Genomic DNA, 22,062 nt, shown 5'->3' with positions numbered 1-22,062 from the left:
GGCCTTCACCGTTTTTACGAGGTGAGTGTTCGGCATCGTGCGGACCTCCGGCTCATTATCCCGCGAGCGGGATCACAGGTTCAATCCTGTCTCTGTTACCGGTATAAAATTTCCCGGACTTTGGCTTTGAGGGAGTCTTGATTGTCGGAGTGGATTTCCATTTGGGCTTCCTGGTAGGCTTCCATGATGCGGGAGCTGCGGGTGTCTGGGAATTCGGCTTCGAGGGATTCCATGAAGGACCGGATCTGGAAGGGCTGGGCGGGGACCTTGAAGACGGGTTCGCCTGAGTGGTGGGTTGGGGCGGCTCTCATGTTAGGAGATCGCGGCGGGTGGGGGTGGCGGATGTTTTATTGTGGTCCGGCTAAGGTGCCCAGGGGGGAGCGAACTTCATGGCGCTGAAGGGGCCAGTTTTACCGCCGGCCATGGTGGCGGTCATCTGGCGGCGCATGATGGGGAGGGTATGCAGGAGGGGGAAGGCGAGGTCGCGAAGCCAGCCGAGGGGGAGGAGGCCGGACTGGAAGAAGGGGGTGGTCCAGCGGGTGGCGAACTGGTAAAAAAGAAGGTGGCGGCGGCGGGTGGCGGAGTAGTGGGGGAGGGCCTGGTCGAGGGGGTATTTGGCGAGCGAATCTGCGAGGGTGGCGGCGTCCATGAGGGCGAGGTTGACGCCCTGGCCGAGCTGGGGACTGAGGGCGTGGGCGGCATCGCCCAGGAGCACGACGCGGTCGCCATGCCAGTGACGCATTTTGACGTCATGATAGGCGGCGGTGGCGATCTGGTCGTGGGTGTGGATTTGGGCGAGGAAGGATTCGGCCTGGGGAGCGAGAGTGAGAATCTGCTTTTTCCAGAGGGCGAGGGGCTGGTCTTTCCAGTGGGGAATCTGATCCAGGCGAATGCTCCAAAAGAGGCTGAGGAGATCATCACGGGTTCCGGTGGGCAGGTAGCCGTTGAGCTGGCGGGTGGTGTGGACGCATTGCCAGAGTACGTCGGGTTGAAATTCGGGGGTGCGCTGGCCGATGAACCAGAGGGCACCCCAGGGATAACGGCTCACGCGGGCGGGGACGCCGCTCTGGGCACGGAGGGTGGAATTGGCTCCATCGCAAATGAGCAGCAGGTCATAGGGGCCGTGGGTGTGGCCATGGGAATCATGCAAACTGGGGCGGCCTGAGCTGTCCCGGCTGAGCCTCTGCATGGCGGTATCCCACTGGACCCGGACTCCGGCCTGAGGCAGGGCTTTCAAAAGCACCTCCAGTAGGGTGGCGCGATGGGTGCCTGCGCCATGGAGGCCCTGGCCTAACTCCTGATAGGATAAATTGAGCAGCACCCGGCCATCGCGGGTGCGGCAGTACAGCTTTGTGATGGGGGCGGTGTGGGGCAGGAGCTCGGAAGTGAGGCCGAGGTGGTGCAGGACAGTGAGACCGGTGGGCTGCAATAGAAAGCCAGCGCCCACGGGCAGGGTCTGGGCAGCGCGCTCAAAGAGGGTGACTTCATGGCCTGCACGCGCCAGGAAAAGGGCGGCGGCCGGACCTGCGGTGCCGGAGCCGACGATGGCGATGCGGAGAGGTATAGGCATGAAACGAGAGACGAAAGTCCCTCATTCTGCCGAGGAAGGAGACGTGTGCAAAGTCTCCCGATTATATGGGGTTCTGCATCTCCCCGGAGGTGTGCAGTTCGTTGATGGCCTGCAGGAGCTGGTCGAATTTCACAGGTTTGACGAGGTGGCGGGCAAAGCCGGCATCCCGTGTGCGTTGCAGGTCTTCCTCCATGCCGTAACCAGATAGGGCGATGCCTGTCAGGGTGATCTCACGGCTGCGGAGGTTGCGCATGAGGTCCATGCCTGAACCGTCAGGAAGTCCTACGTCTGAGACCAGCATGTCTAGGCGGGTGCTTTCCAATTCAGCGGCGACTAACGCTTCAGCAATGCTGCCGACGGCGGTCACCTGATGCCCGGCGCGGTTCAGCAGGCGGGCGAGTACTTGGCGCGTGGGTTCATGATCCTCCACCAGCAGGATATGGAAAAACTGGCCGGAGGGCTGTTGAATTTCTCTTTTTTTGACGCTGGCGATGGCATCTTTCTGCGTTGCTGCTTCGCAGGGGAGGGCGACGGTAAAGAGGGCTCCTTTTCCAGGTCCTGCACTGCTGGCGGCGATGCTGCCTCCATGAAGCTCAACAATGGCCCGGGCGATGGCTAGCCCTAGGCCGAGGCCACCGAACTGGACCTCCATTTTTTCCTGTTCAAAGGGCAGGAAGAGCTGCTGGGCCAGGGAAGGCTCGAAGCCAATGCCCGTGTCCTTGACTTCCACCACGAGGGTCATGGTTGCCGCATCGTGGTGGGAGGTAAGCTGGATGGATCCTGCCGGGGGGGTGAACTTGACGGCGTTTTTGAGGAGATTCCAAAACACTTGCTGGATGCGTGCTGGATCTCCCGCCAGCCTGCTGTGGCTGGCCTGGAGGTCGATCTGAACGTCCAGATTTTTGCTCTTGGCATCGTCCTTGATGATCTCCCAGGCGTGATGGATGAGGGAATGGACATCACAAAGTTCTGTACGCAGCAGCAGCTTGCCACGGGAGATGCGGGTGAGGTCCAGCAGGTCATCAATGAGACGGGCCTCCAGGCTGACATGGCGCTCGATCATGCCCAGGGCGTGACGCACGTCCTCAGGCAGGCGCATGTCTTTGCTCATGACGGATGAGCTGAGCAGGACCGGGGTCAGCGGGGTGCGCAGTTCATGGGACAGGGCGGCCAGGAAATCATCTTTGGCCTGGCTGGCTTTTTCGGCTTCGTCTTTGGCTTCGCGCAGGGCTTGGTTGGCTTTTTGACGGGCGGTGATATCCCGGATGAATCCCACAAACATGGGCGGCACGGCATCCACGACGGCATTGATGCTGAGTTCCGCGGGAAATTCGCTGCCGTCTCTACGCAGGGCGGGTAGCTCCAGCCGCTGGCCCAGGATAGGTCCCACCCCAGTCTCCAGGTATGTTTGCAGTGCATGGGTGTGGCTCGCACGCATCCGTTCTGGGATAATGTAGTCTGCCAGGACGCGGCCGAGCATTTCCTCACGCTTCCAGCCGAAAATCTGCTCTGCCGCCAGATTCCAGTCCACGATACGGCCTTCCACATCCATCAGCAGCACGCCATCCAGGGAAGTTTTGAGGATGGACTGGCTGCGTTGCTCCTCATCACGGAGGGCGGATTTGGCCAGCCGGGCCTTGGTTTCCTCATCGTCCACCGCCCTGCTGACAGCGATGATGAGGGTGTAAAAAAGAATGAGACCGCCAAAGAGCATGAGCGCCCGGCCTTCTCCAGGGGCGATGAGTCCGCTGCCACGTCCCCGGCCGACCATCCAGGCCAGGATGATGAGGGAGGCAGTGGACCCAGGCAGCATCCAGCGCAGCAGCATGCCGCCCGCACTTTGGGAAAGGATGCGCCGCACAGGATGGCGGTCATTGCGAATGGCCATCACACCCAAGGCCACCAGCATCAGGCTCAGGGCGGTGTGCAGCAGGATGTTGGTGGATTTTAAAAGCCCGGTGAAATTGCCTGTGCCGGAGACATAGCCGACCAGGGCAAAAAAGGCCGGGAGGGCGGAGGTGACGGCCAGGATGGGCGCGGTGAAAATACCACGGAAATTAAAGATGCGGACTTTCCAGTCCAGCCCCCACAGCGCAAGACCCAAAAAGAACAGGGAAAGGGAGGCATTGAGGCTCATCCGGCCTGGGGCGCTCACGAAGGCATTGGCATGATCTTGGGGAAAGGTGGCAGGGCCAAGCAGGGTGTCGATGCCCAGGTCGGAGTGCATCAGGTATTCCAGCGAAGTCAGGCAGCCGATGGCCGCCGCCACTGCGCCACAAAAAGGAGCCATCCATCTCTGCCAGCAGGCCGGGCCGCGACTTTTGGCCAAATGCCACAGGAGCAGTGAAAACGCAGCCGATAGGATAGCCACGCAGGTATTGACCCGCATCACCATCATCCCTGGCCAACCAGCGATGAACTGGAGCGCGGGAATACACCACAGGGCCAGATTGCTGCCTGCAACCGCCACCGGCACCAGTGTGGCCGTGATGACCACACCGTTGCAGATGCGCTCAGCCAAAGGCAGCGGGGAATCGACCGCTGGCAAAGGGGAGGACGGGTGCGGGGGGACGGTCACTGGCGAGCGGTGTAAATTCGGGACCAGACTTCTCGCACTTTTGTTCCTTGTCCAAACCGGATTTTAGGAGAATTCACTCAGGCGGGAGAAATTTCAGCAATTCGATAACGCTCTCTTACCCCCGAGAGATGCGTTAGCGTGTCATTTTATGACCTTTTTTTATCTTCTTCAAAATCAACGAGTCCTGGACATATCCGCAGTCAGGTTCCCAAACCAATGATGGATGAAAAATCTTTTCTCCTTGGGCAGAAGTGTCTCCGCTGTGCCCAGCAAAGGCCGGAGGGAAGTGGACATCTGGAGGGTGACAATAACGAAGATTCCTAGCCACGTTTTAAGGTAAGCACTGGATTGCATGCCCTGGCTTTGGGCCGCCTGGAGCAGAAGGCGCGAGCCAAAATACAAACCGATAACCCAAAAAATAAGCGCTAAAAATCCCATAAAGGCGAGGGAGTTCGTGGAGGTGCTGAAAACCCAGATCACCGGAGCAAAGCCCAGCAGCAGCAGCCCGGCCAGCGCGACTGCTGTAAGGATCAGCACAACGATCTGCCCCAGCCGCGCTTCCAGCCCATCCAAAGCACTGAAGATGTAAAGACTAGGCAGGCAGATAAGTACCGCAGCGGTAATGCCCAGTGTCACTTTTAAAGGGGAGGCCCAAAGCTGGGTGCCACCGGAAAAACTGCCCAGTAAAAGACCAAAAACACTGAATGAAATGAGGGTGCTCAGGAAGAGTAGCAGCGGAACTTTTAGCTGCCCTTTCCGGCATTCATGAAGGAGCCGTCCCGGATGTTTTAACAGATTTTCGATGACATTGATGAGTGTGACCGGTCCGCTCATAGGTTCCACAATCATGTTGTTTGTCATATTGCTGGCGGTGGGCAGCGGGGGCGGGGTGTTTTCGGTATTCATGGGGCTATCTGAGTTAGTGTTTTGTTCCTGTGGGTTTGTAAAAGCGGCCCGCAATGAATATAAAAAGGCCTACAAACAGCATCAGGAAGGGGATTGCATCCAGCCGGTCTAGCGTGCTGGGTAGAGAAGCACGACTCAGGCTCCAGACGGATTCATAGAAGCTACCGTCGAAGGGATTGGGCCGTAGAAACTGGATGGGCAGCGCGGGATTGCCGAAGAATGGCCGGAAGTTGTAGGATAACTGGGCACCGACAAACAGATTGCCCGCCAGCCAGGCCAGCAGCGTCCTCCACCCTGTGCTCCTGCTGCCTGAAAAAACCTGGATGAGCCGCAGCAGCTTGTGATTGGCCACCACCCCGGCAAAGGCGATGATGGCCGTGTGGGTGAGCAGAATGGCACGGTACCAGTCATCGGCCCCAGCCTCTCCGGGGCGGGGCGCATCCAGCACCACGGCCATGGCAATCGGGCTGAGGGATCCCACGATGAGACTGAAGGTGGCGAAGCTCATCAAACAGGCCATCAGCGTCTGGCGGAAGGACATGCCCGAGCCTAACAATAAGCCTAACATTCCATTGATCAGGCCATTGACCATCAGTGTCAGAAAGATGAGGCAGGGCATCTTCACGGCAACAAAAAGTCCTTGCAGCGGTGCCCGCCATAGACCGATGGCAAACCCATAAGCCGCACAACCCATGACGATGCCGACTATCATCGGAACCAGATTTTTCCACATGGACTCCTGCCTCAACCACCCCGCCAGCGTCACTGGATCTCCTTTGATCAGCAACTTTAGGTTTTGGTGGATATGGGCGGCGTTGCTCATTGCTTTGTTGCACAAAGTAATTGGCTTTGTGTTGCAAAGTGTCAAGGAAGATAATCTGAATTGTGTATGATTCTTTGCCCTCAGGGCAGTCTCAAAACCCGCAGGATCTCAGCCATGGCTGCCGGGTGGTGGAAGGCACCATGACCGGTGGGGACGACGAGTTCTGAATCCGCACCGTCCAGGTGGCTGCTAGCATAGGGGACAATGCCGTCACTGCTATTCTCCAGCGGGCCGTCACGGCCACGGTTGCCGATGATGCTATGGGTTTTCACTCTTTTTGGGATGGGTAGCCCGGCCAGGATGCGCAGGGTGGGCTGGCGTGGGGATAGGGCGCTCACGCTGTCCAGCCGGCCTTGTCCCAGGGCGGTGTAGGCGGGGGTAAAAACATCGGGATTCTCCGCTGAGACCCGTTTAAAAAAATCCTGAAACTGGCTGGGCGGCCTCGTTAGCCAGCTCCCGATGCGCCCTGCCGGATTGTCCGCAAAGGCACTCCCCCGGTGCGGTGTGCAGATGAAGAGGATGCGGCGGATGCTGCGGTCACCCTGCCAGTTAAAGGCATCGTTGAGCACGGTGCGGTCTTCGGCGGTGAGCTTCAATTCCTCCGGTGGCACCTTGAAGGCCGCTTTCCAAAAAGCATCCCCTGGGGTGACGACGAGGCCCTTGCCGATGAGCCCGCCCATGCTGTGAGTCAGCAGCGTGGCCTTCTGGCTGGCGGGATCATCCCCTTCGGGGTCTAACAAAAAGCGTAATTCACGAAGCTGGCCCCGCAGAATACGTGCGGAGTAGAGCGCCGGGGCGGAGGTATTGTAAAGATAATGCCAGATCTGGTAGCGGCGGCGCACGGTCTCATCCCCCCAGAGGTCATTGCTGATCTGCGCCCAGGCCAGCGGCGTGGAAAGCAGTCCATGGATCATGATGAGCGGCTCCTTTTCAGGATCATACGGCTCCATCAGGTATAGCTGTGGCTGCCGCCGGGGGGTGCGCGTCAGCATGTCCAGGATGGCGGACTGCTGAAGCCTGCCTGCACGTGAGAGCGCCGAGGCCCACGGCATGGAAAAATCAGCCGCCAAGGGCTGCGACTTCCCCTGGTGAACTACGGTCTCGTTTTGCAGTGAACAGAGCAGGCGGATGCGGACACTGCGGGTGCCCTGCCTAACCGCTCCTGCCTCCAGCGTGGCTGTCATGGGACGGCTGATGACCTCGGGCGGAAAGTATTTTTCCACGCGCTCACGATGGCGGTTTTCCCGCAGTGCCAGCAGTGGTGCGCCGATGCCAGTGCGCTGATGGTGGCGGATACGTTTGACCTTAAAACTGGAGGCCGCATGGATCTCATCAAAGTAGTCCAACGGCTCTGGGGCCGCAGGGCTGCCTTCAAAGCGGACCCTATAGGACGGTAGCCCCTCCTCCTTCACTTCTCCCTGCGCGGGCTGGTTTTCACGCTTCCACCTCTCCACGAACTGCCCCAGGGCCCGGCTGCTCTTGGCGGAGGCTGGATCTTCCGTCAGGGCCGTAGTTAGCAGTTCATGAAGACTGGCCGTCTCCTGAGGCCGCAGGCTGATCAAAGGTGAGCGTATCGCCCGCTCCACCTTGGCGGGGGCGATGGCGCAAGACCCCAAGCTGCCGGAGAGGACAATGATCAGCGGAAGCGATACCCAGGATCTCATGCCGCTTCCATAACGATGCGGACTTGCAGCTCAATCAAATCATTGACGAGATGACCTGCTAGACGATGGAAAAAGCTGCCGGAGCCATACAGCACACCCCACCTTGTACGGTCGATGTTAAATGCTGCCTGGGCAGCACAGCGTCCTTTATCATCCATGCCTGCGGAAAGGCTGAAGGTGATGGGGGCAGTGATGCCGCGCAGCGTCAGATCCGCCTCCACCTGGAGATTTTGGGTGCCGGGAGCCGCATCTGGGATGCGGGTGGCACGGGTCAGCTTTAGCCGGGCCTCAGGATAAAGGACCGTATCAAAAAAATCGTCACTGCGCAGGTGGGCGATGAGGACATCATGATAGGGATTCCCCGCCAGATCATCGCAGGTGATGTCAGCGATCGAGAGCACAAATTCACCCCCCTGGATCTCCCCTTTTTCCACATCCAGATAGCCAGCGGTGATGGGCACCCGTCCCCAGTGCTTGTTTAAAAGATTCCGTCCCAGCCACTCAGCGCGGCTTTCGTTGACATCCATGGTTAGGTGGCCCGAAGGCAGTGCCGGTACCTCTGGTGCGGCTCCAGTGCCCTGCTCAGGCAGGCCCGCCGCACACCATCCCGCCAGGCAGCCGTTTAGGCGGTGCACCTGGGTGTATCCGGCGCGTACCAGCTTCTCTTCCGCCACCCGTGCTTCATGGCTGGCCCCGGATTCACCATAAACGCAGACGGGAGTGTCCAGAGCCGGGATGAGGGAGGGCAGCCGTTCTGGAAATGCCACTTCATAGACACAGTTGTTCACGGAGCCTGCGATGGCGCGCCGCTCATGGTCCTCTTGCAGGCGGACATCCAGAATGATGAGCTCAGGCTTCTGCAAACGCAGGGCTTGCAATTCATCGGCGGTGAGAAGGGTTGTGGGCATGGCAGTGATAAAAGAGACCAGTTTAAAGTAGTTAGAAGGTTTTCTAAACGCCCAAAGGTTCGTAAATGTGAGGAAAAACGACTGCGATTTTTTGTCATGGGGGACTGCCCTGGAGGTTGTTTGTTCAGCTAAACGCAGGCAAAGTTCTAATAATTATAAAAATGAGACTTCCAGCCCACCGGCCTTTTGTGCGCACGCTCTGGCTTGCCCGCTGCTTCGTCTTGGCATGCTTTGCGCTGATTACTTGCCTCAGTCTCTCTGTTTTGGCGGGGTGGGCTTTTGACTGGCCCATTCTCTTAGACTGGGGGGCAGGCCAGACGACGACAAAGGCCATGACCGCCCTGGGGATGTTGCTGACAGGCTTTGCGATGCTCTTTTCGGCAGCCAGTCGTTGGCGGGCCTATCGCCCTTGGCGTAGGGGCCTGGGCCTTGTTGCCGGCATTCTGGCATTTGGAGTCCTAGTGCTCGGGGGCGGCATTTTACTGGCTCAGGTAAATGCCACCTTTCGGATGCCTGCTGAGGCAGGTTTTTGGGGGCTTGTTCCCACTCGTGGCACAGGATTATGTTTCCTTCTCTTTGGTTTGGTTTTACTCTCGGCCCGCAGTTCTCTCCTGCTGAAAATTTTCAGCGCGTGCCTGGCGCTGGCATTTACCTTGGCATGGCTGGCCTTGCTGAGCCTTGTCTATGGTGACAGACCGACCGAGCCTAACCGGATCTTTGGCCAGATTTCTCTACCCTCAGTCGTGGGAACGCTCACGCTTTGTGCCGGGCTGGTCATGTTGAGACCCCGTGAGGGGCTGGTCAGGATCTTGATGGCTCAGAACCATGCCGGAAAGCTGGTCAGGCAGCTGCTTCCCCTGGCCCTTTTCTTAACGTCTTTTTTTGGCCTGCTGCGTATTTGGGCCCAGCATCATTGGGGCTTCAGCACGGAATTTGGCGCCGCTGTTTATAGCACCCTCATCGCTGTGATCATGGTATTCGTCATCCTGATTCACGCGCAGTCGGTCGTCAGGTTTGAACGGCAAAAGGCCAGGTCGGATAAACGCATCGCTAAAAACCTGGCGGAGCGGGAGCGCCGCTTCAGAGGCATCTTTAACAGCACCTTTCAGTTCATCGGGCTTACCTCTCCTGAAGGGGTGCTGCTGGAGACGAATCAATCCTCCCTGGATGCCGCTGGCACCGTGGCCGCTCAGGAGGTGGGCCGCCCCTTTTGGCAGTGTTCCTGGTGGCGTCATTCCGAGGCGGCACAGGAGCGCCTGAAGGACGGCATCACCCGCGCAGCAGCAGGGGAGGCAGTGCGTTTTCAAACGGATTATCTGGCTGCGGACGGCACCTGCCGCCCCGTGGATTTTTCCCTGAGTCCTGTGCTCAATGAAGAGGGACGTGTGGCCTATTTGGTCCCCGAGGCTCGGGACATCTCAGAGCACCGGATGACGACTGAAAAGCTGGAGGGAAGCTCCCAGCGCCTGCTTTTGGCCACCCAGGCAGCCGGCATCGGCATCTGGGATTGGAACATCGTCACCAATCACCTTGTCTGGGATGACCTGATGCATCAGATTTATCAGACCAGCGCCATTGAGCCTTGGCAGGGTTATGAAATCTGGGAAAGTCGTCTCCACCCCGATGACAGGGCGGGTACTCTACAGGCCCTACAGGAAACCCTGGAGGGAAAGCGGGATTTCAACATTGTTTTCCGCATCATCTGGCCGGACGAAAGCGTCCATTACATCCAGACAAACGCCATCTTGCAGCGCGCCCCGGACGGCACTCCTCTGCGCATGCTAGGTACCAATGCAGATATCACCAAGCAGGTCATGTCCGAGGCAGGCCTCCTGGAAAGTGAGGAACGCTTCCGCCATGCCTTTGAATATTCCGCCATCGGTTTTGCCCTGCTAGAGCCGGATGGCACCTGGATGACCATGAACCGGGCTCTTTGTGAGATTGTTGGTTATACCGAGGAGGAGCTGCTGGGCCGCACCTTTCAGGACATCACCCACCCAGATGACCTGGAGGCGGATATGGAAAACGTCAACCGGCTCATCCGGGGTGAGATCACCCATTACCAGATGGAAAAACGCTACATCCGCAAAGATGGCAGCGTCGTCTGGATCGTCCTCACGGCTTCTCTGGTGAAGGAGGCCGATGGCAGCCCTGCCTATTTCATCTCCCAGGTGGAAGACATCACCCAGCGGCATGAGGCAGAGCGCGTGCTCAATTACCAGCAGAAGCAGCTTCGCATGCTCATCGAGCATACCCCTGCGGCCGTGGCCATGTTTGATCACGATATGTGTTATGTCGCAGCCAGCCGCCGCTGGCGGGAGGATTATCACTTGCAGTCGCAACCCCTCCTAGGCCGCAGTCATTATGAGGTCTTCCCGGAGATCGGGGAAGACTGGAAGGAAATTCACCGGCAGGCGTTAGCGGGCGCCGTGGTCAGCAAGGATGAGGATCGCTTCATCCGGGCGGACGGTCAGGAAGAATGGCTGCGCTGGGAGGTCCGCCCATGGATGGAGGTGGACGGGGAGATCGGCGGCGTGGTCATGTTTACGGAAGTCATTACCGAGCGTAAGCAGGCCGCTGAAAACATCCGCGCCTCGCTGGAGGAAAAGGAAGTCCTTCTTCGTGAAATCCATCACCGGGTGAAGAACAACATGCAGATCATCTCCAGCCTTCTGCAATTGCAAACGAGCGCCCTCCATGATCCTGCGGACGTGGCCATCTTTCAGGATTGCCAGGCCCGTATTCATGCCATGGCTATGGTCCATGACCGCCTTTACAGGTCAGGAAATCTGTCCACCATCAATTTTGGCGATCATCTCCGTGAGCTCGCTTCCCTCATGGCCCGGGGCCAGGCGGCACGCATGAGTCACATCCTCATGGATGTGCAGTGTGACGATGTGGAACTGGACCTGGATAAGGCCATTCCGCTGGGACTCATCGCTACAGAGCTCATTACCAATGCGTTTAAGCATGCCTTCAAAGATCGTGAAGAGGGCAGAATTACTATTCTTTTACAAAAAAGTGAGGATAAGCATATGATCCTGCGGATATCCGATGATGGTCATGGCATACCGGTGAATGATGATCCCATCAGTGCAAGGACCCTGGGGCTTCGTCTAGTCCGCTCTTTGAGCTATCAAATGCGTGCCCAGATTTTCTTTCCACAGCAGACGGCTGGATGTTGTGTTGAGATTAATTTTAATGTTTAACGGCCTGAAAAAATAGAAAACATGATGCCCATCCAAGAAGGAGATTCATCCGCCAGTTCCCGCACCTCCCTCAAGGTGTTTATTGTCGAGGATGAAAGTCTGGTCGCCATGGATCTGGAAGAGCGGCTCATCAAAATGGGCTATGAGGTCGCGGGCATGGCCGATAACGGCGTCGAAGCACTGGAAGGAATCCTCCGTGAAAACGTGGACCTGGTGGTGATGGACATTCATCTGCGCGACGGCATCGACGGCGTGGATGTGGCCGCAAATCTGCGCAAGGCCTCCAATATTCCGGTCATCTTCATCACTGCCCATGCTGATGAAGTGACCCTGCGTCGCGCTGGCCAGACCGAGCCTTTTGGCTATGTGCTGAAGCCCTTTGATGAGCGGGAACTGCGTGCCACCATCGAGATGGCTCTGTACCGCCACCGTGCGGAAACCCGGCTCAGGAAAGTGGAGCGCTGGCTGGCCACCACCCTGCGCAGCATCGGAGATGGCGTCATCGCCACGGACGACAAAGGGATCATCACCCTTATCAATCCGCTGGCGGAATCCGTCACGGGATGGTCCTGCTATGAGGCCATCGGCCGTCCGCTGGAGGAGGTGCTGGCCATTTATGGGGAGGATGGCACCAATGAGACCCCGGCTTTTTATGCGGAGGCGATGAAGGCCGGCGTGACCATCCACATGGGGGAAAGCAAGCGGCTGAGAACCAAGGACGGCCACGAAGTGCCCCTGGATGACAGCATCTCCCCCATCCGGGATGATGATGGCCGGATTACCGGTTGTGTCGTGGTTTTTCGGGATTGCACCAACAGCAAAAAATTGCAGGAAGAGCGCCGCCGCCTGGAGACCAAAATGCAGGAGACCCAGCGTCTGGAAAGCCTGGGCGTGCTGGCCGCTGGCATCGCCCATGACTTTAATAACCTCCTCACCGTGGTGACCATGAATGCCTCACTGGCCAAGTCCTTTGTGCCACAGGAGTCGCCGGTTCTCAGGAGCCTCACGGACATCCAGGCTGCGGCTGAGCGTGCCGCCCAGCTTTGCAACCAGATGCTGGCCTACGCAGGGCAGGGACCTGTGAGCATGGAGGATATCTGCATCAATGAACTCACCCGGGATACGGCTCAATTGCTGACCACCGCCATTAGTAAAAAAACGGCCCTCTCATTGGATCTCGGGGACAACATGCCCAAAGTTAAAGGGGACCGCAGCCAGCTCCAGCAGGTGATCATGAACCTGGTCATCAATGCCTCCGAATCCCTCCAGGACCTGCCTGGTAAAATCAAGCTGAAGACCCGCTACATGCATGTGGACCAGGCCTACCTGGAGCAGTGCCGCGCTGGCAATACCCTGTTGGAAGGGGATTACCTCATGATCGAGGTTAAGGACACCGGGGAAGGCATGCCTCCCGAGGTCATGGCGCGCATTTTTGATCCCTTCTTCACCACCAAGTTTACCGGTCGTGGTCTGGGCCTCGCTGCCGTGCTCGGCATCGTTCGCAGTCACGGCGGCGGACTTTCCGTGAATAGCATCTCTGGTGCGGGCACCACCTTCCGCATCTACATGCCCGCCTGTGCAGAAGTGGAGAAATTGGCCGAGGCAGAGCAGTTTCATTCCACCTCCTGGCTGGGCACCGGGTATGCGCTCATTGTCGATGATGAGGCCACCATCCGCATGGCCGGTCAGGCTGTGCTCAGCCATTTGGGATTCCAGGTGGATACAGCGGAAGACGGCATGCGCGGTCTGGAAAAGATCCTTCGCCAGTCCTTTAACTACAAGGTCGTGCTGCTGGACCTCACCATGCCCAACCTGGACGGACGGGAGGTTTATAAGATCGTCCGGGAGCGTATGCCCCATCTGCCCATCATCATCATGAGCGGTTATTCCTCCCACCAGGCCACGGACCTCATGAATGATGGCGGCCCCACTTCCTTCATCCAAAAACCCTTCACGGTGGATACCATCAAGGAAAAGCTAATGGCACTTTTAGGTTAGAAACGCATTCAATTGTGACGAAGGGCCCGCGCAGGCAAAGAATCTGGTGGGAAAGGCGTATTTTCCCAGCCCTTCCTTCATGCACACTCTCCGCTCTGTCCTTCTTCTGACCGCCCTGGCTCCTCTGGCCCATGGCGCGGCTGAGCCTGTGACCTTTGAGAAACACATCCGTCCCATCCTGAAGGCCCAGTGTTTTCATTGCCATGGGGAAGAAGGGGAGACAAAAGGCGGGCTGGATGTACGCTTGGCCCGTTTCATCCTCAAAGGTGGGGATGAAGGCCCAGCCATCGTTCCAGGAAAAGCAGCGGAAAGTCACCTTTTGAAAATGGTCCGGGAAGGCGAGATGCCAAAAGGTAAGGCGAAGCTCAAAGACAAGGAGATTACCCTCATTGAGCAGTGGATAGCCCAAGGCGCCAAAACCGCACGGCCAGAGCCGGAGAAGCTGGGGCCTGAGCATGCCTTTACCGATGAAGAACGCGCATGGTGGGCCTTCCAGCCCATCAAAAAACCGGCCCTACCCGCAGCCAGGGAGACCGCCCGCATCACCAATGCCATTGATTCCTTTGTCTCTGCAAAACTTGAGTCTAACAAACTTTCGTTTTCACCGGAGGCGGGTCCCATTACCCTGCTGCGCCGCCTCACCTTTGATCTCACCGGTCTTCCTCCAACGCCGGAGGATGCAGCGGCTTTTGCGGCTGCCGCCAGCCAGGGGCCAGTGGAATACCGCCAGGCCTACGAAGCCGCCATTGAAAGGCTGCTGTCCAGCCCCGCTTATGGGGAACGCTGGGGTCGTCACTGGCTGGACATCGCCGGATACGCCGACAGTGATGGTTATACCGACAAGGATCTGGAGCGCAAATGGGCCTATAAATACCGGGATTACGTCATCCAGTCACTTAATAAGGACAAACCCTTCGACCAGTTTGTGCGCGAGCAGCTCGCCGGTGATGAAATGGTGCCTCAGCCCCATAAAAACCTGAGTGCCGACGCCATCGAAAAAATCACCGCGACCGGTTTCCTGCGCATGGCCGCCGATGGCACGGGCGCGATGAATGACAAGGTGGCCCAGAACGCCACCATCGCGGATACTCTCAAGATCGTCAGCACCGCTTTCTATGGCATGACCATCGGCTGCGCCCAGTGCCATGACCATCGTTATGACCCCATCACCCAGGCGGACTACTATCGCCTGCGTGCCGTCTTTGAGCCAGGGTTCAATGCACCGAAGTGGAAGGTGCCGAATGCCCGTCTGGTCTCTTTGCAAACCGATGCAGAACGCACCGCCGCCGCCAAGGTGGAGGCGGAGGCCAAAAAAGTGGACGCAGCCCGCCTGGCTCAAACAGAAGTCTTCATCAGTGAAGTGCTAGACAAAGAACTGGCCAAAGCGGCAGAAAAGGACCGTGAAAGCTTACGCAAAGCTTACCGAACTGACGTCAAAGCCCGCACACCGGACCAAGTGGCGCTGCTGAAAAACTACCCGCGTGTGCTCAAGCTCAGTGCTGGCTCACTCTACCTCTATGACACGACTTATAAGACAAAGCACGCCGACACCCTGAAGAAGATGGCGGCTGATGCCGCCTCCGTTAGGGCTACCAAACCTGCTGAGCAATTCATCCACGCCTTTGACGAACCCCCTCTCAAGCCGGAGGTGATTCCTGCCACCTTCGTCTTCAACCGTGGCGATATCGAACAGCCCAAGGAAAAGGTGAATCCCGGGGATCTCACCGTTCTTGCAGGCCGTCGTAAGGTCGAGATCCCGGAAAAGAATCTGGACGTTCCTACCACAGGTCGCCGCCTCGCCTTTGCCAATTCACTCACGGATGGTCAGCATCCTTTGTTAGCCCGCGTCATCGTCAACCAAGTGTGGAAACGCCACTTCGGCAAAGGCCTCGTCAACACACCGGATGACTTCGGCCAGCTCGGCGAAAAACCCAGCCACCCCGAACTGCTCGACTGGCTGGCCAGCGAGTTCATGAGCAGCGGCTGGAGTCTCAAGCGACTGCACCGCCTCATCCTCACCAGCAGCACCTTCCGCCAGTCCTCACGCCGGGATGCCCAGCGTGACCTGATTGATCCGGACAACCGTTTGCTCAGCCGTATGAATGTGCTGCGCCTGGAAGCCGAGACGCTGCGAGATTCACTGCTCGCCGTTTCAAGTAAGTTGAATCCCAAGCTGGGCGGTGCGCCTATACCCGTCACCTTCAGTGAGGAAGGCCAGATCATCATCGGTATAGACACGCGTGACACCGCCGGACGCCAGACCGGCAAATACACCTCCCTCATGGGCGAGGAATACCGCCGCAGCATCTACGTCCAGGCCCGCCGCAGCACCCCGCTGGAAATGTTCGCCACCTTTGACGCCCCCGCGATGACGGATGCCAACTGCGCCAGCCGCCCCGTCACCACCGTCAGCCCTCAAAGCCTGTTGCTGATGAACAACGGCTACATGCGTGAGCATGCCCAGGACTTCGCTATGCGCGTGCAGCAGGAAGCCGGTCCCGACCTGGAAAAACAGATCGAACGTGCCTGGCAGCTCAGCTTTAGCCATAGCCCCAGCATGGCCGATCTCCAGACCGCCATGGACTTCGTCCAAGCCCAGACCGCCCATTACAAAGCCCACCCCACCAAGCTCGAACACGTCACCGGCCCCGCAGAGAAAAAAGACGCCAGCCCATCCCTCCTAGGCCTCACCGCCCTCTGCCACGGCCTCATGAGCTCCAACGAGTTTCTGTATGTGGACTGAGTTTCTGCAACGCTGAACCGCGATAGAATAACAACATGTGTGATATGCTTCCTTCATCCCCCCTCAGTCGGCGTGCCATGCTGGGCCGCACGGCTTATGGCATTGGTGGCATTGCACTGGCTTCGCTTTTGCAGCAGCAGGGGCTATTGGCCAATCCTGCCTTAGCAGGGGGTGCGCCGCAGCATTTTGACCTGACTCCGAAACCGGCGCATGGTTTTGGCCAGGCCAAGGCGATGATCTCCATGTTCATGCAGGGCGGGCCAAGCCACATTGACATGTTTGAGCCGAAGCCAGAACTCGCCAAGCTGGATGGCAAGGACTTCCCAGGTGAAATCAAGTATGACGATGCTGCTGGTGCCAGCCGTGAGGTGATGGGGCCGCAGTGGAAATTCAAACCACGTGGCGAGAGCGGCATCGAGATGAGCGACCTCATTCCGTACATGGGCAGCATCGCGGATGAGATGACCCTCATCCGCTCCATGCATACGGGCGTCAACAATCACGGCCAGTCCATCTATGCCCTCCTTAATGGACAGATCGTCGGTGGAAGGCCCACGTTAGGAAGCTGGATCACATATGGCCTGGGCAGTGACAACCAGGATCTGCCCGCCTATGTGGCCCTGACGGATCCGCGCGGCCTGCCGGTCCTGGGGGTGGACAATTTCAGCAATGGCTGGTTGCCCTCAGTCTATCAGGGCACCGTCGTGAGGTCGAAAGAACCTCGCATCCTCAATCTCGACCCGCCGCTTTCCCTCAAGGGCGAAGCGCAGTCGCGTTACCTGAAGTTTGTGCAAGGTCTCAATCGCGAGCACGCGGATGCCCGTCCGGGCGAGAGCGACCTGGAGGCACGCATTCAGAGTTTTGAACTCGCCGCCCGCATGCAGACTGCCGCCAAGGAAGCACTCGACATCTCCCAGGAAAGCGAGGCGACGAAGAAGCTTTATGGTCTGGACAAACCGGCTACGGAAGAGTTTGGCAAGCGCTGCCTCATCGCCCGCCGCATGGTGGAACGCGGGGTGCGTTTCGTCTCCATCTTTACCGGTAACCAGACCTGGGATCACCACAGCAATATCCTCACTTCATTGCCCAAGGCCTGTGCTCAGGTGGACCAACCTGCGGCAGCCCTGGTGCTGGATTTGAAACAACGTGGTTTGTTAGACTCCACCGTGGTACATTGGGGCGGTGAGATGGGACGGCTGCCGGTAATCCAGAACCGTGCCGGTGCCAAGGACCGTGTAACGGTGGGACGCGACCACAATACTTATGGCTTCAGCATGTGGGTGGCCGGGGGAGGTTTCAAAGCTGGTTATGCGCATGGTGCCACGGATGAGTTTGGCCATCATGCCGTGGACAAGGTGGTGAACCATTACGACTACCATGCCACCCTGCTGCACCTCTTCGGCCTAGATCCCAAGAAGCTCACGTACAAGCGCAATGGCACCGAACAGGTATTGGTGGAAAATCCATCGGCACGCGTGGTGAGTGAACTGCTGGCATAGTAGTCATCACTCTCCGAGTGATGAGTTATGGGAGGTTGAGGCTCATGACATCTTTGAAGGATAGAGAAGATGTCTAAAGTGAGGTGAAGGTTTGTTAGGCTGCGATCTCCTTCGCCGCATCACTCGGAGAGTGATGAGTACTGTACCTAACCCAGTAGCGCCTCCAGGCGTTTCACACTCACGGGTTGGGCGGTGCCGAGTTCTTGGGCGAAGATGGAGACGCGATACTCCTCGAAGAGCCAGCGGAAGGTTTCACGGTTGGCGGCACTGACTTCCTGTTCCCAGCCGTTGAAGTCGTTGATGCAGGCGGCCTTTTCCAGATCCTTGGCGGGATTGTTGGCGGCGCGTTCGGCGCGGAGGAGGATGGTTTTCAGGTAGCGGGGGAGATGCTGAAGCTGGGCATGGGGAGTGACGGATAATAGGTTAGGCGGCAGCAGCCGTGCCAGGTCCTGCTCCAGGCCGGAGTAGCGTTTGGGAAAGGCGAGGATCTTTTGCCGAAGCTCTTCGGTCTGCTTGAGCAGGTCGCGTACGCGGTGGGTTAATGCGGGGAGGTCACGGCGGGTGCGCTCGCACATTTCAATGAAGCGTTTCTGTGTCAGAGGAAGCAGGGGTTCAAGGCGCAGGGCATGGGCCAGGATGTGATCACAAGCGGCGTCGGCTTTGTTGCCAGCAGGGGCGTTGGCTGCGGGAGTTGATCCGAGGGCGGCGAGCCCGCTTTGGAAGTTAAGGGTCTTCTGAGGGGCGGCCTTGACGTCCAGAATGCGCAGCTCTTTGTGCAGCCAGGCGATGTCTTTACCGAGCAGGTTTTCGGCGAGCTTGCGGACGGCGGCGGGGGTTTGTTTTCGGGCTTCTTCGGGCTGCTTGAAGAGGCGCAGGTCCACTTCGCCATCGCGCAAGACGAGCCCTGGGTGACCGAGGACGGGGACGCCATGGATGGTCTCGACCAGGACGGTTTCAGGAATATCGCCAAAGGACCAGCTGGACAGGGCGTAGTCTTCGAAGCGTTTGGCGGTTTTATCCCAGGCATCGGAGGGACGCGATTGCTCCTGTTTGCGCATGGTTTCGCGGATGCTGTCCACATCGCGGCTGGTCATCACAGCTTTGTTTCCCTGGCCCATCACCTCAACTCGCGGCTGCAGGTAAGCGGGCAGCGTTTGTGCATCCCAGTCGGTGGCTTTGACTTGCAGGCGATAACGCTGGCGAAGAAATTCGGCCAGCGCTTCATGGAAATCACCACGGCCAGGATCGAAGTCTTTGGCGATCTCGCGGGCCTTGACTTCGAGCGGCATGAAGTCGCGGCGGACGGTCTTGGGCAGGGCGCGGAGGAGGGTGGTGATCTGTTCCTCTCGCAGTCCTGGGACCATCCACAATACCTGGCCGCTGGTCAGGTGTTCAGCCATGGGCTGAGGGACCTGGACGGTGACGCCGTCGTCTTCCTGGCCTGGTTTGTAAGCATAGGTGATGGGAAGGACCGAATTGCCCATGGATGCGGCATCGGGGAACATTTCCAGGTCGTGGGAAAGGTCGTCACCTCCCGTGAGATCTTCCTCGCGGGCGCAGAGAAAACCGGGTTCATCCCGCACGCGGGCATTGACCAGTTTGTTCAAGTCATGAACGGAAGAGATGGCTTCAAGGCGGGCACGGTAGAATTCAAAGAGATGCTCTTCGATGGCATAGACGCGGCTGCTGCGCACGCGGGTGAGCGTGGCCTCAAGTCGGTCGCGTAACTTTTGGTTATGCTGAAAGAAGCGGTGGGGAAGATGGGTGGTGCCTTCCAGGAGTGCTCCGCGAATGAAGAGTTGGGTGGCGGCGACGGGATCAATTTTGCCAAAGTCGATGGGCTGGCGTTTGACCTCCAGACCATGAAGCAGGAGGCGTTCGGTCACCAAAACGCGGCCGGCTTTGGCGCTCCAGTGTGGTTCGCTGTAGCGGCGTTCGACAAGATGCGCGCCGAGCTCGGCTGCCCATTGAGGATCAATGCGGGCGATGGAGCGGGCGAAGAGCTGGGATGTCTGGACGATTTCGCCAGCAACGATCCAGAGCGGTTGGCGCGTCTTTTCCTGACCCTGTTTGCCTTGCTTTTCACGGCGTTCATAGAGGTTGGAGCCAGGGAAGACCATGACCTCGCGATTGCCTGCTGCTTTATACTGATTGCGCTCCAGACGTGTGGCGATGTGGCCGAGATGCCCTGCCAGGATACAACGGTGGATGGCGTGATCACTGCTGCTGGCTTCATCCTGCCGTGCTGTTTTCTCGGCCGCTTTTTCCCAGGGAGAGACTGCATTAGAGGGCGCTTTGACAGGCTGAGGTGGAGAGGACGAGGCTTTTTTACGGTCGTCCTTGAAGGTATCCCGCAACTGATGCCAGACATCCCGCCACTCGGTCATGCGGGTGAAGCTCAGGAAGTAAGATTTGCAGTATTTGCGCAGCGCATTCTTGCCTGAGTTTTCGGGGTCCGGGGAATGGTTCCAAATCTTGAGCAGGCTGAGGAAATCAGACTCGGGGGAAGCGAAGGTCTTATGGGCGGCCTGGCATTGCTCGCGCTTCTCTTCGGGGCGCTCGCGCGGATCGGGGATGCTGAGGCCGGCGGCGATGATGAGCATATCTTCCAGGCAGCCTTCTTCACGCGCCTGGAGGAGCATGCGGCCCAGGGTGGGGTCCAGGGGCAGGTTGGCCAGCTCGCGGCCAGTGGCGGTCATCTCATGGGTTTCACCTAAAGCACCGAGTTCATGCAGGAGGTCATAACCGGCACGGATGGAGGCGCTGACGGGCGGATTGATGAAGGGGAAGGTTTCGATCTCGCCTAACCGGAAGGCTTTCATTCGGAGAATGACCTCGGCTAGATTGGATCGCTGGATCTCAGGCTGGGTGAAGCGGGAGCGTTTGTTGAAATCCTCCTCCTCATAAAGGCGGATGCAGATGCCGTCCTGGACACGTCCGGCACGGCCCGCACGCTGGTTGGCGCTGCTCTGGCTGATGGCCTCCACCGGCAGCCGCTTGGTACGGGTGCGTGGATTATAGCGGCTCATGCGCGCCAAACCGGTATCCACGACGTAGCGGATGCGGGGGAGAGTGATGGAGGTCTCGGCCACGTTAGTGGCGATGATGACACGACGTTTTGAACCTGGGGAAAAGACACGTTGCTGCTCATGGGAGGCCATGCGGCCGAAGAGGGCCAGGACCTCAATGCCTTTGCCAAGCCTGCCGTCTAGGGCATCACGGGTATCGCGGATATCGCGCTCCGTGGGCATGAAGACGAGGACATCTCCGGTGTCGGTTTCAAGCAGCACCTCCTCCACAGCGGCGATGGCGGCATCCAGGTGGCTGGGGTCGTCATCATTCTCGCCCACGGGCTTGTACCGGATGTCCACGGGGTAAAGGCGGCCAGAAACCTCAATGATGGGGGCACTGCCGAAGTGGGCGCTAAAGGCCTCCGTATCAATGGTGGCAGAGGTGACGACGAGCTTTAGATCTGGGCGTTTTTCCAGAAGTGTCTTCAGATAGCCTAACAAAAAGTCGATATTTAAGGATCGCTCATGGGCTTCGTCCAGGATGATGATGGAATAGGCTCGCAGGAGGGGATCGCTCTGGATCTCCGCCAGCAGGATGCCGTCGGTCATGAACTTGATCCGCGTCTCGCGGGTGGTGTCATCGGCGAAACGCATCTTGCAGCCGACTTCGCGACCCCACTGGACGTCGAGCTCTTCGGCGACGCGTTTGGAGACGCTCATGGCAGCGACGCGGCGGGGTTGGGTACACCCGATGAGGCCCATTTCCTGGCGGAGGCGGCTACTTTCCAACAGGACCTCCAGGCACATTTTAGGGAGCTGGGTGGTTTTGCCGGATCCGGTTTCACCGGCGAGGATGACGACTTGGCTGGAACGGATGGCGGCGAGGATGTCCTCACGGCGTGCGGTGATGGGGAGGTCAGCAGGGTAACGGATCAAGGCGAGGAGAGACGGAGGAAATCAAAAATGTGCCGGATTCACGCGAGGCGCTAAATGGCAAGGAAGGGAAGCAAAACCGGGGGGATTGAAGGTGTGGACACGGGAGTCCATGATCCGGTGGGGATGCTTTTCAATTTTTCCCCATTCGGGGATGTTTTGAATCTAGATCATTGAGGGTCAACATGTTGGCGTGGGGATTTTACTTCCCCATGGCTCC

Annotated in this window: 12 protein-coding genes; 4 read left to right on the top strand and 8 right to left on the bottom strand. The window is 58.4% G+C overall.

Annotated elements, in window-relative coordinates; translation table 11 throughout:
- Positions 1–95 precede the first annotated feature (95 nt).
- The 7 genes from EI77_RS00755 to EI77_RS00725 all read right to left on the bottom strand — a co-directional run bounded on the left by EI77_RS00755 (position 96) and on the right by EI77_RS00725 (position 8,449).
- Positions 96–311 carry a hypothetical protein gene (locus EI77_RS00755; protein WP_133792851.1) on the bottom strand — a complete coding sequence of 72 codons (216 nt, stop codon included), beginning with the start codon at positions 309–311 and terminating at the stop codon, positions 96–98.
- A 50-nt stretch (positions 312–361) separates the two neighbouring features.
- The gene (locus EI77_RS00750; protein ID WP_133792850.1) at positions 362–1,570 is read right to left on the bottom strand and encodes an FAD-dependent oxidoreductase; all 1,209 of its coding nucleotides are present in this window, start codon (positions 1,568–1,570) and stop codon (positions 362–364) included.
- A gap of 61 nt (positions 1,571–1,631) precedes the next feature.
- On the bottom strand, positions 1,632–4,118 hold the full coding sequence (locus EI77_RS00745) for a hybrid sensor histidine kinase/response regulator (protein ID WP_133792849.1): 2,487 nt from the start codon (positions 4,116–4,118) through the stop codon (positions 1,632–1,634).
- Positions 4,119–4,322: 204 nt separating this feature from the next.
- Positions 4,323–5,054 carry a hypothetical protein gene (locus EI77_RS00740; protein ID WP_133792848.1) on the bottom strand — a complete coding sequence of 244 codons (732 nt, stop codon included), beginning with the start codon at positions 5,052–5,054 and terminating at the stop codon, positions 4,323–4,325.
- Positions 5,055–5,067: 13 nt separating this feature from the next.
- Positions 5,068–5,877 carry a hypothetical protein gene (locus EI77_RS00735; RefSeq protein ID WP_133792847.1) on the bottom strand — a complete coding sequence of 270 codons (810 nt, stop codon included), beginning with the start codon at positions 5,875–5,877 and terminating at the stop codon, positions 5,068–5,070.
- Positions 5,878–5,957: 80 nt separating this feature from the next.
- A complete protein-coding gene (locus EI77_RS00730; protein ID WP_133792846.1) occupies positions 5,958–7,541 on the bottom strand; it encodes an esterase/lipase family protein in 1,584 nt (527 codons plus the stop codon).
- On the bottom strand, positions 7,538–8,449 hold the full coding sequence (locus EI77_RS00725) for a YceI family protein (RefSeq protein ID WP_133792845.1): 912 nt from the start codon (positions 8,447–8,449) through the stop codon (positions 7,538–7,540). Before EI77_RS00725 ends, EI77_RS00730 begins: the two co-directional genes overlap by 4 nt.
- Positions 8,450–8,610: 161 nt before the next feature.
- Here EI77_RS00725 and EI77_RS00720 point away from each other — a divergent pair, with 161 nt between their 5' ends.
- The 4 genes from EI77_RS00720 to EI77_RS00705 all read left to right on the top strand — a co-directional run bounded on the left by EI77_RS00720 (position 8,611) and on the right by EI77_RS00705 (position 17,898).
- Positions 8,611–11,658 carry a PAS domain S-box protein gene (locus EI77_RS00720; RefSeq protein WP_133792844.1) on the top strand — a complete coding sequence of 1,016 codons (3,048 nt, stop codon included), beginning with the start codon at positions 8,611–8,613 and terminating at the stop codon, positions 11,656–11,658.
- A 21-nt stretch (positions 11,659–11,679) separates the two neighbouring features.
- Complete coding sequence (locus tag EI77_RS00715; protein ID WP_133792843.1) at positions 11,680–13,656, top strand: ATP-binding response regulator; 1,977 nt, start codon at positions 11,680–11,682, stop codon at positions 13,654–13,656.
- Between the two features lie 79 nt (positions 13,657–13,735).
- The gene (locus EI77_RS00710; RefSeq protein WP_133792842.1) at positions 13,736–16,399 is read left to right on the top strand and encodes a PSD1 and planctomycete cytochrome C domain-containing protein; all 2,664 of its coding nucleotides are present in this window, start codon (positions 13,736–13,738) and stop codon (positions 16,397–16,399) included.
- Positions 16,400–16,443: 44 nt separating this feature from the next.
- Entirely contained in the window at positions 16,444–17,898 is a 1,455-nt protein-coding gene (locus EI77_RS00705) for a DUF1501 domain-containing protein (RefSeq protein WP_133792841.1), read from the top strand.
- Positions 17,899–18,044: 146 nt separating this feature from the next.
- Here EI77_RS00705 and hrpA read toward each other — a convergent pair whose 3' ends face one another.
- On the bottom strand, positions 18,045–21,845 hold the full coding sequence (gene hrpA, locus EI77_RS00700) for an ATP-dependent RNA helicase HrpA (RefSeq protein WP_133792840.1): 3,801 nt from the start codon (positions 21,843–21,845) through the stop codon (positions 18,045–18,047).
- Positions 21,846–22,062: the final 217 nt, after the last annotated feature.

It is taken from the genome of Prosthecobacter fusiformis, from assembly GCF_004364345.1.
Classification (GTDB): domain Bacteria; phylum Verrucomicrobiota; class Verrucomicrobiia; order Verrucomicrobiales; family Verrucomicrobiaceae; genus Prosthecobacter; species Prosthecobacter fusiformis.
The sequence above is the reverse complement of the archived record's forward strand: the minus strand, read 5'-3'. Positions and strand labels throughout refer to the sequence as shown.

Coding starts and splice junctions, on each gene's coding strand:
- EI77_RS00730 (WP_133792846.1), bottom strand. CDS start 7,541: ATGAGATCCTGGGTATCGCTTCCGCTGATCATTGTCCTCTCCGGCAGC.
- EI77_RS00740 (WP_133792848.1), bottom strand. CDS start 5,054: ATGAATACCGAAAACACCCCGCCCCCGCTGCCCACCGCCAGCAATATG.
- EI77_RS00720 (WP_133792844.1), top strand. CDS start 8,611: ATGAGACTTCCAGCCCACCGGCCTTTTGTGCGCACGCTCTGGCTTGCC.
- EI77_RS00715 (WP_133792843.1), top strand. CDS start 11,680: ATGATGCCCATCCAAGAAGGAGATTCATCCGCCAGTTCCCGCACCTCC.
- EI77_RS00710 (WP_133792842.1), top strand. CDS start 13,736: ATGCACACTCTCCGCTCTGTCCTTCTTCTGACCGCCCTGGCTCCTCTG.
- EI77_RS00725 (WP_133792845.1), bottom strand. CDS start 8,449: ATGCCCACAACCCTTCTCACCGCCGATGAATTGCAAGCCCTGCGTTTG.
- EI77_RS00750 (WP_133792850.1), bottom strand. CDS start 1,570: ATGCCTATACCTCTCCGCATCGCCATCGTCGGCTCCGGCACCGCAGGT.
- EI77_RS00705 (WP_133792841.1), top strand. CDS start 16,444: ATGCTTCCTTCATCCCCCCTCAGTCGGCGTGCCATGCTGGGCCGCACG.
- EI77_RS00755 (WP_133792851.1), bottom strand. CDS start 311: ATGAGAGCCGCCCCAACCCACCACTCAGGCGAACCCGTCTTCAAGGTC.
- EI77_RS00735 (WP_133792847.1), bottom strand. CDS start 5,877: ATGAGCAACGCCGCCCATATCCACCAAAACCTAAAGTTGCTGATCAAA.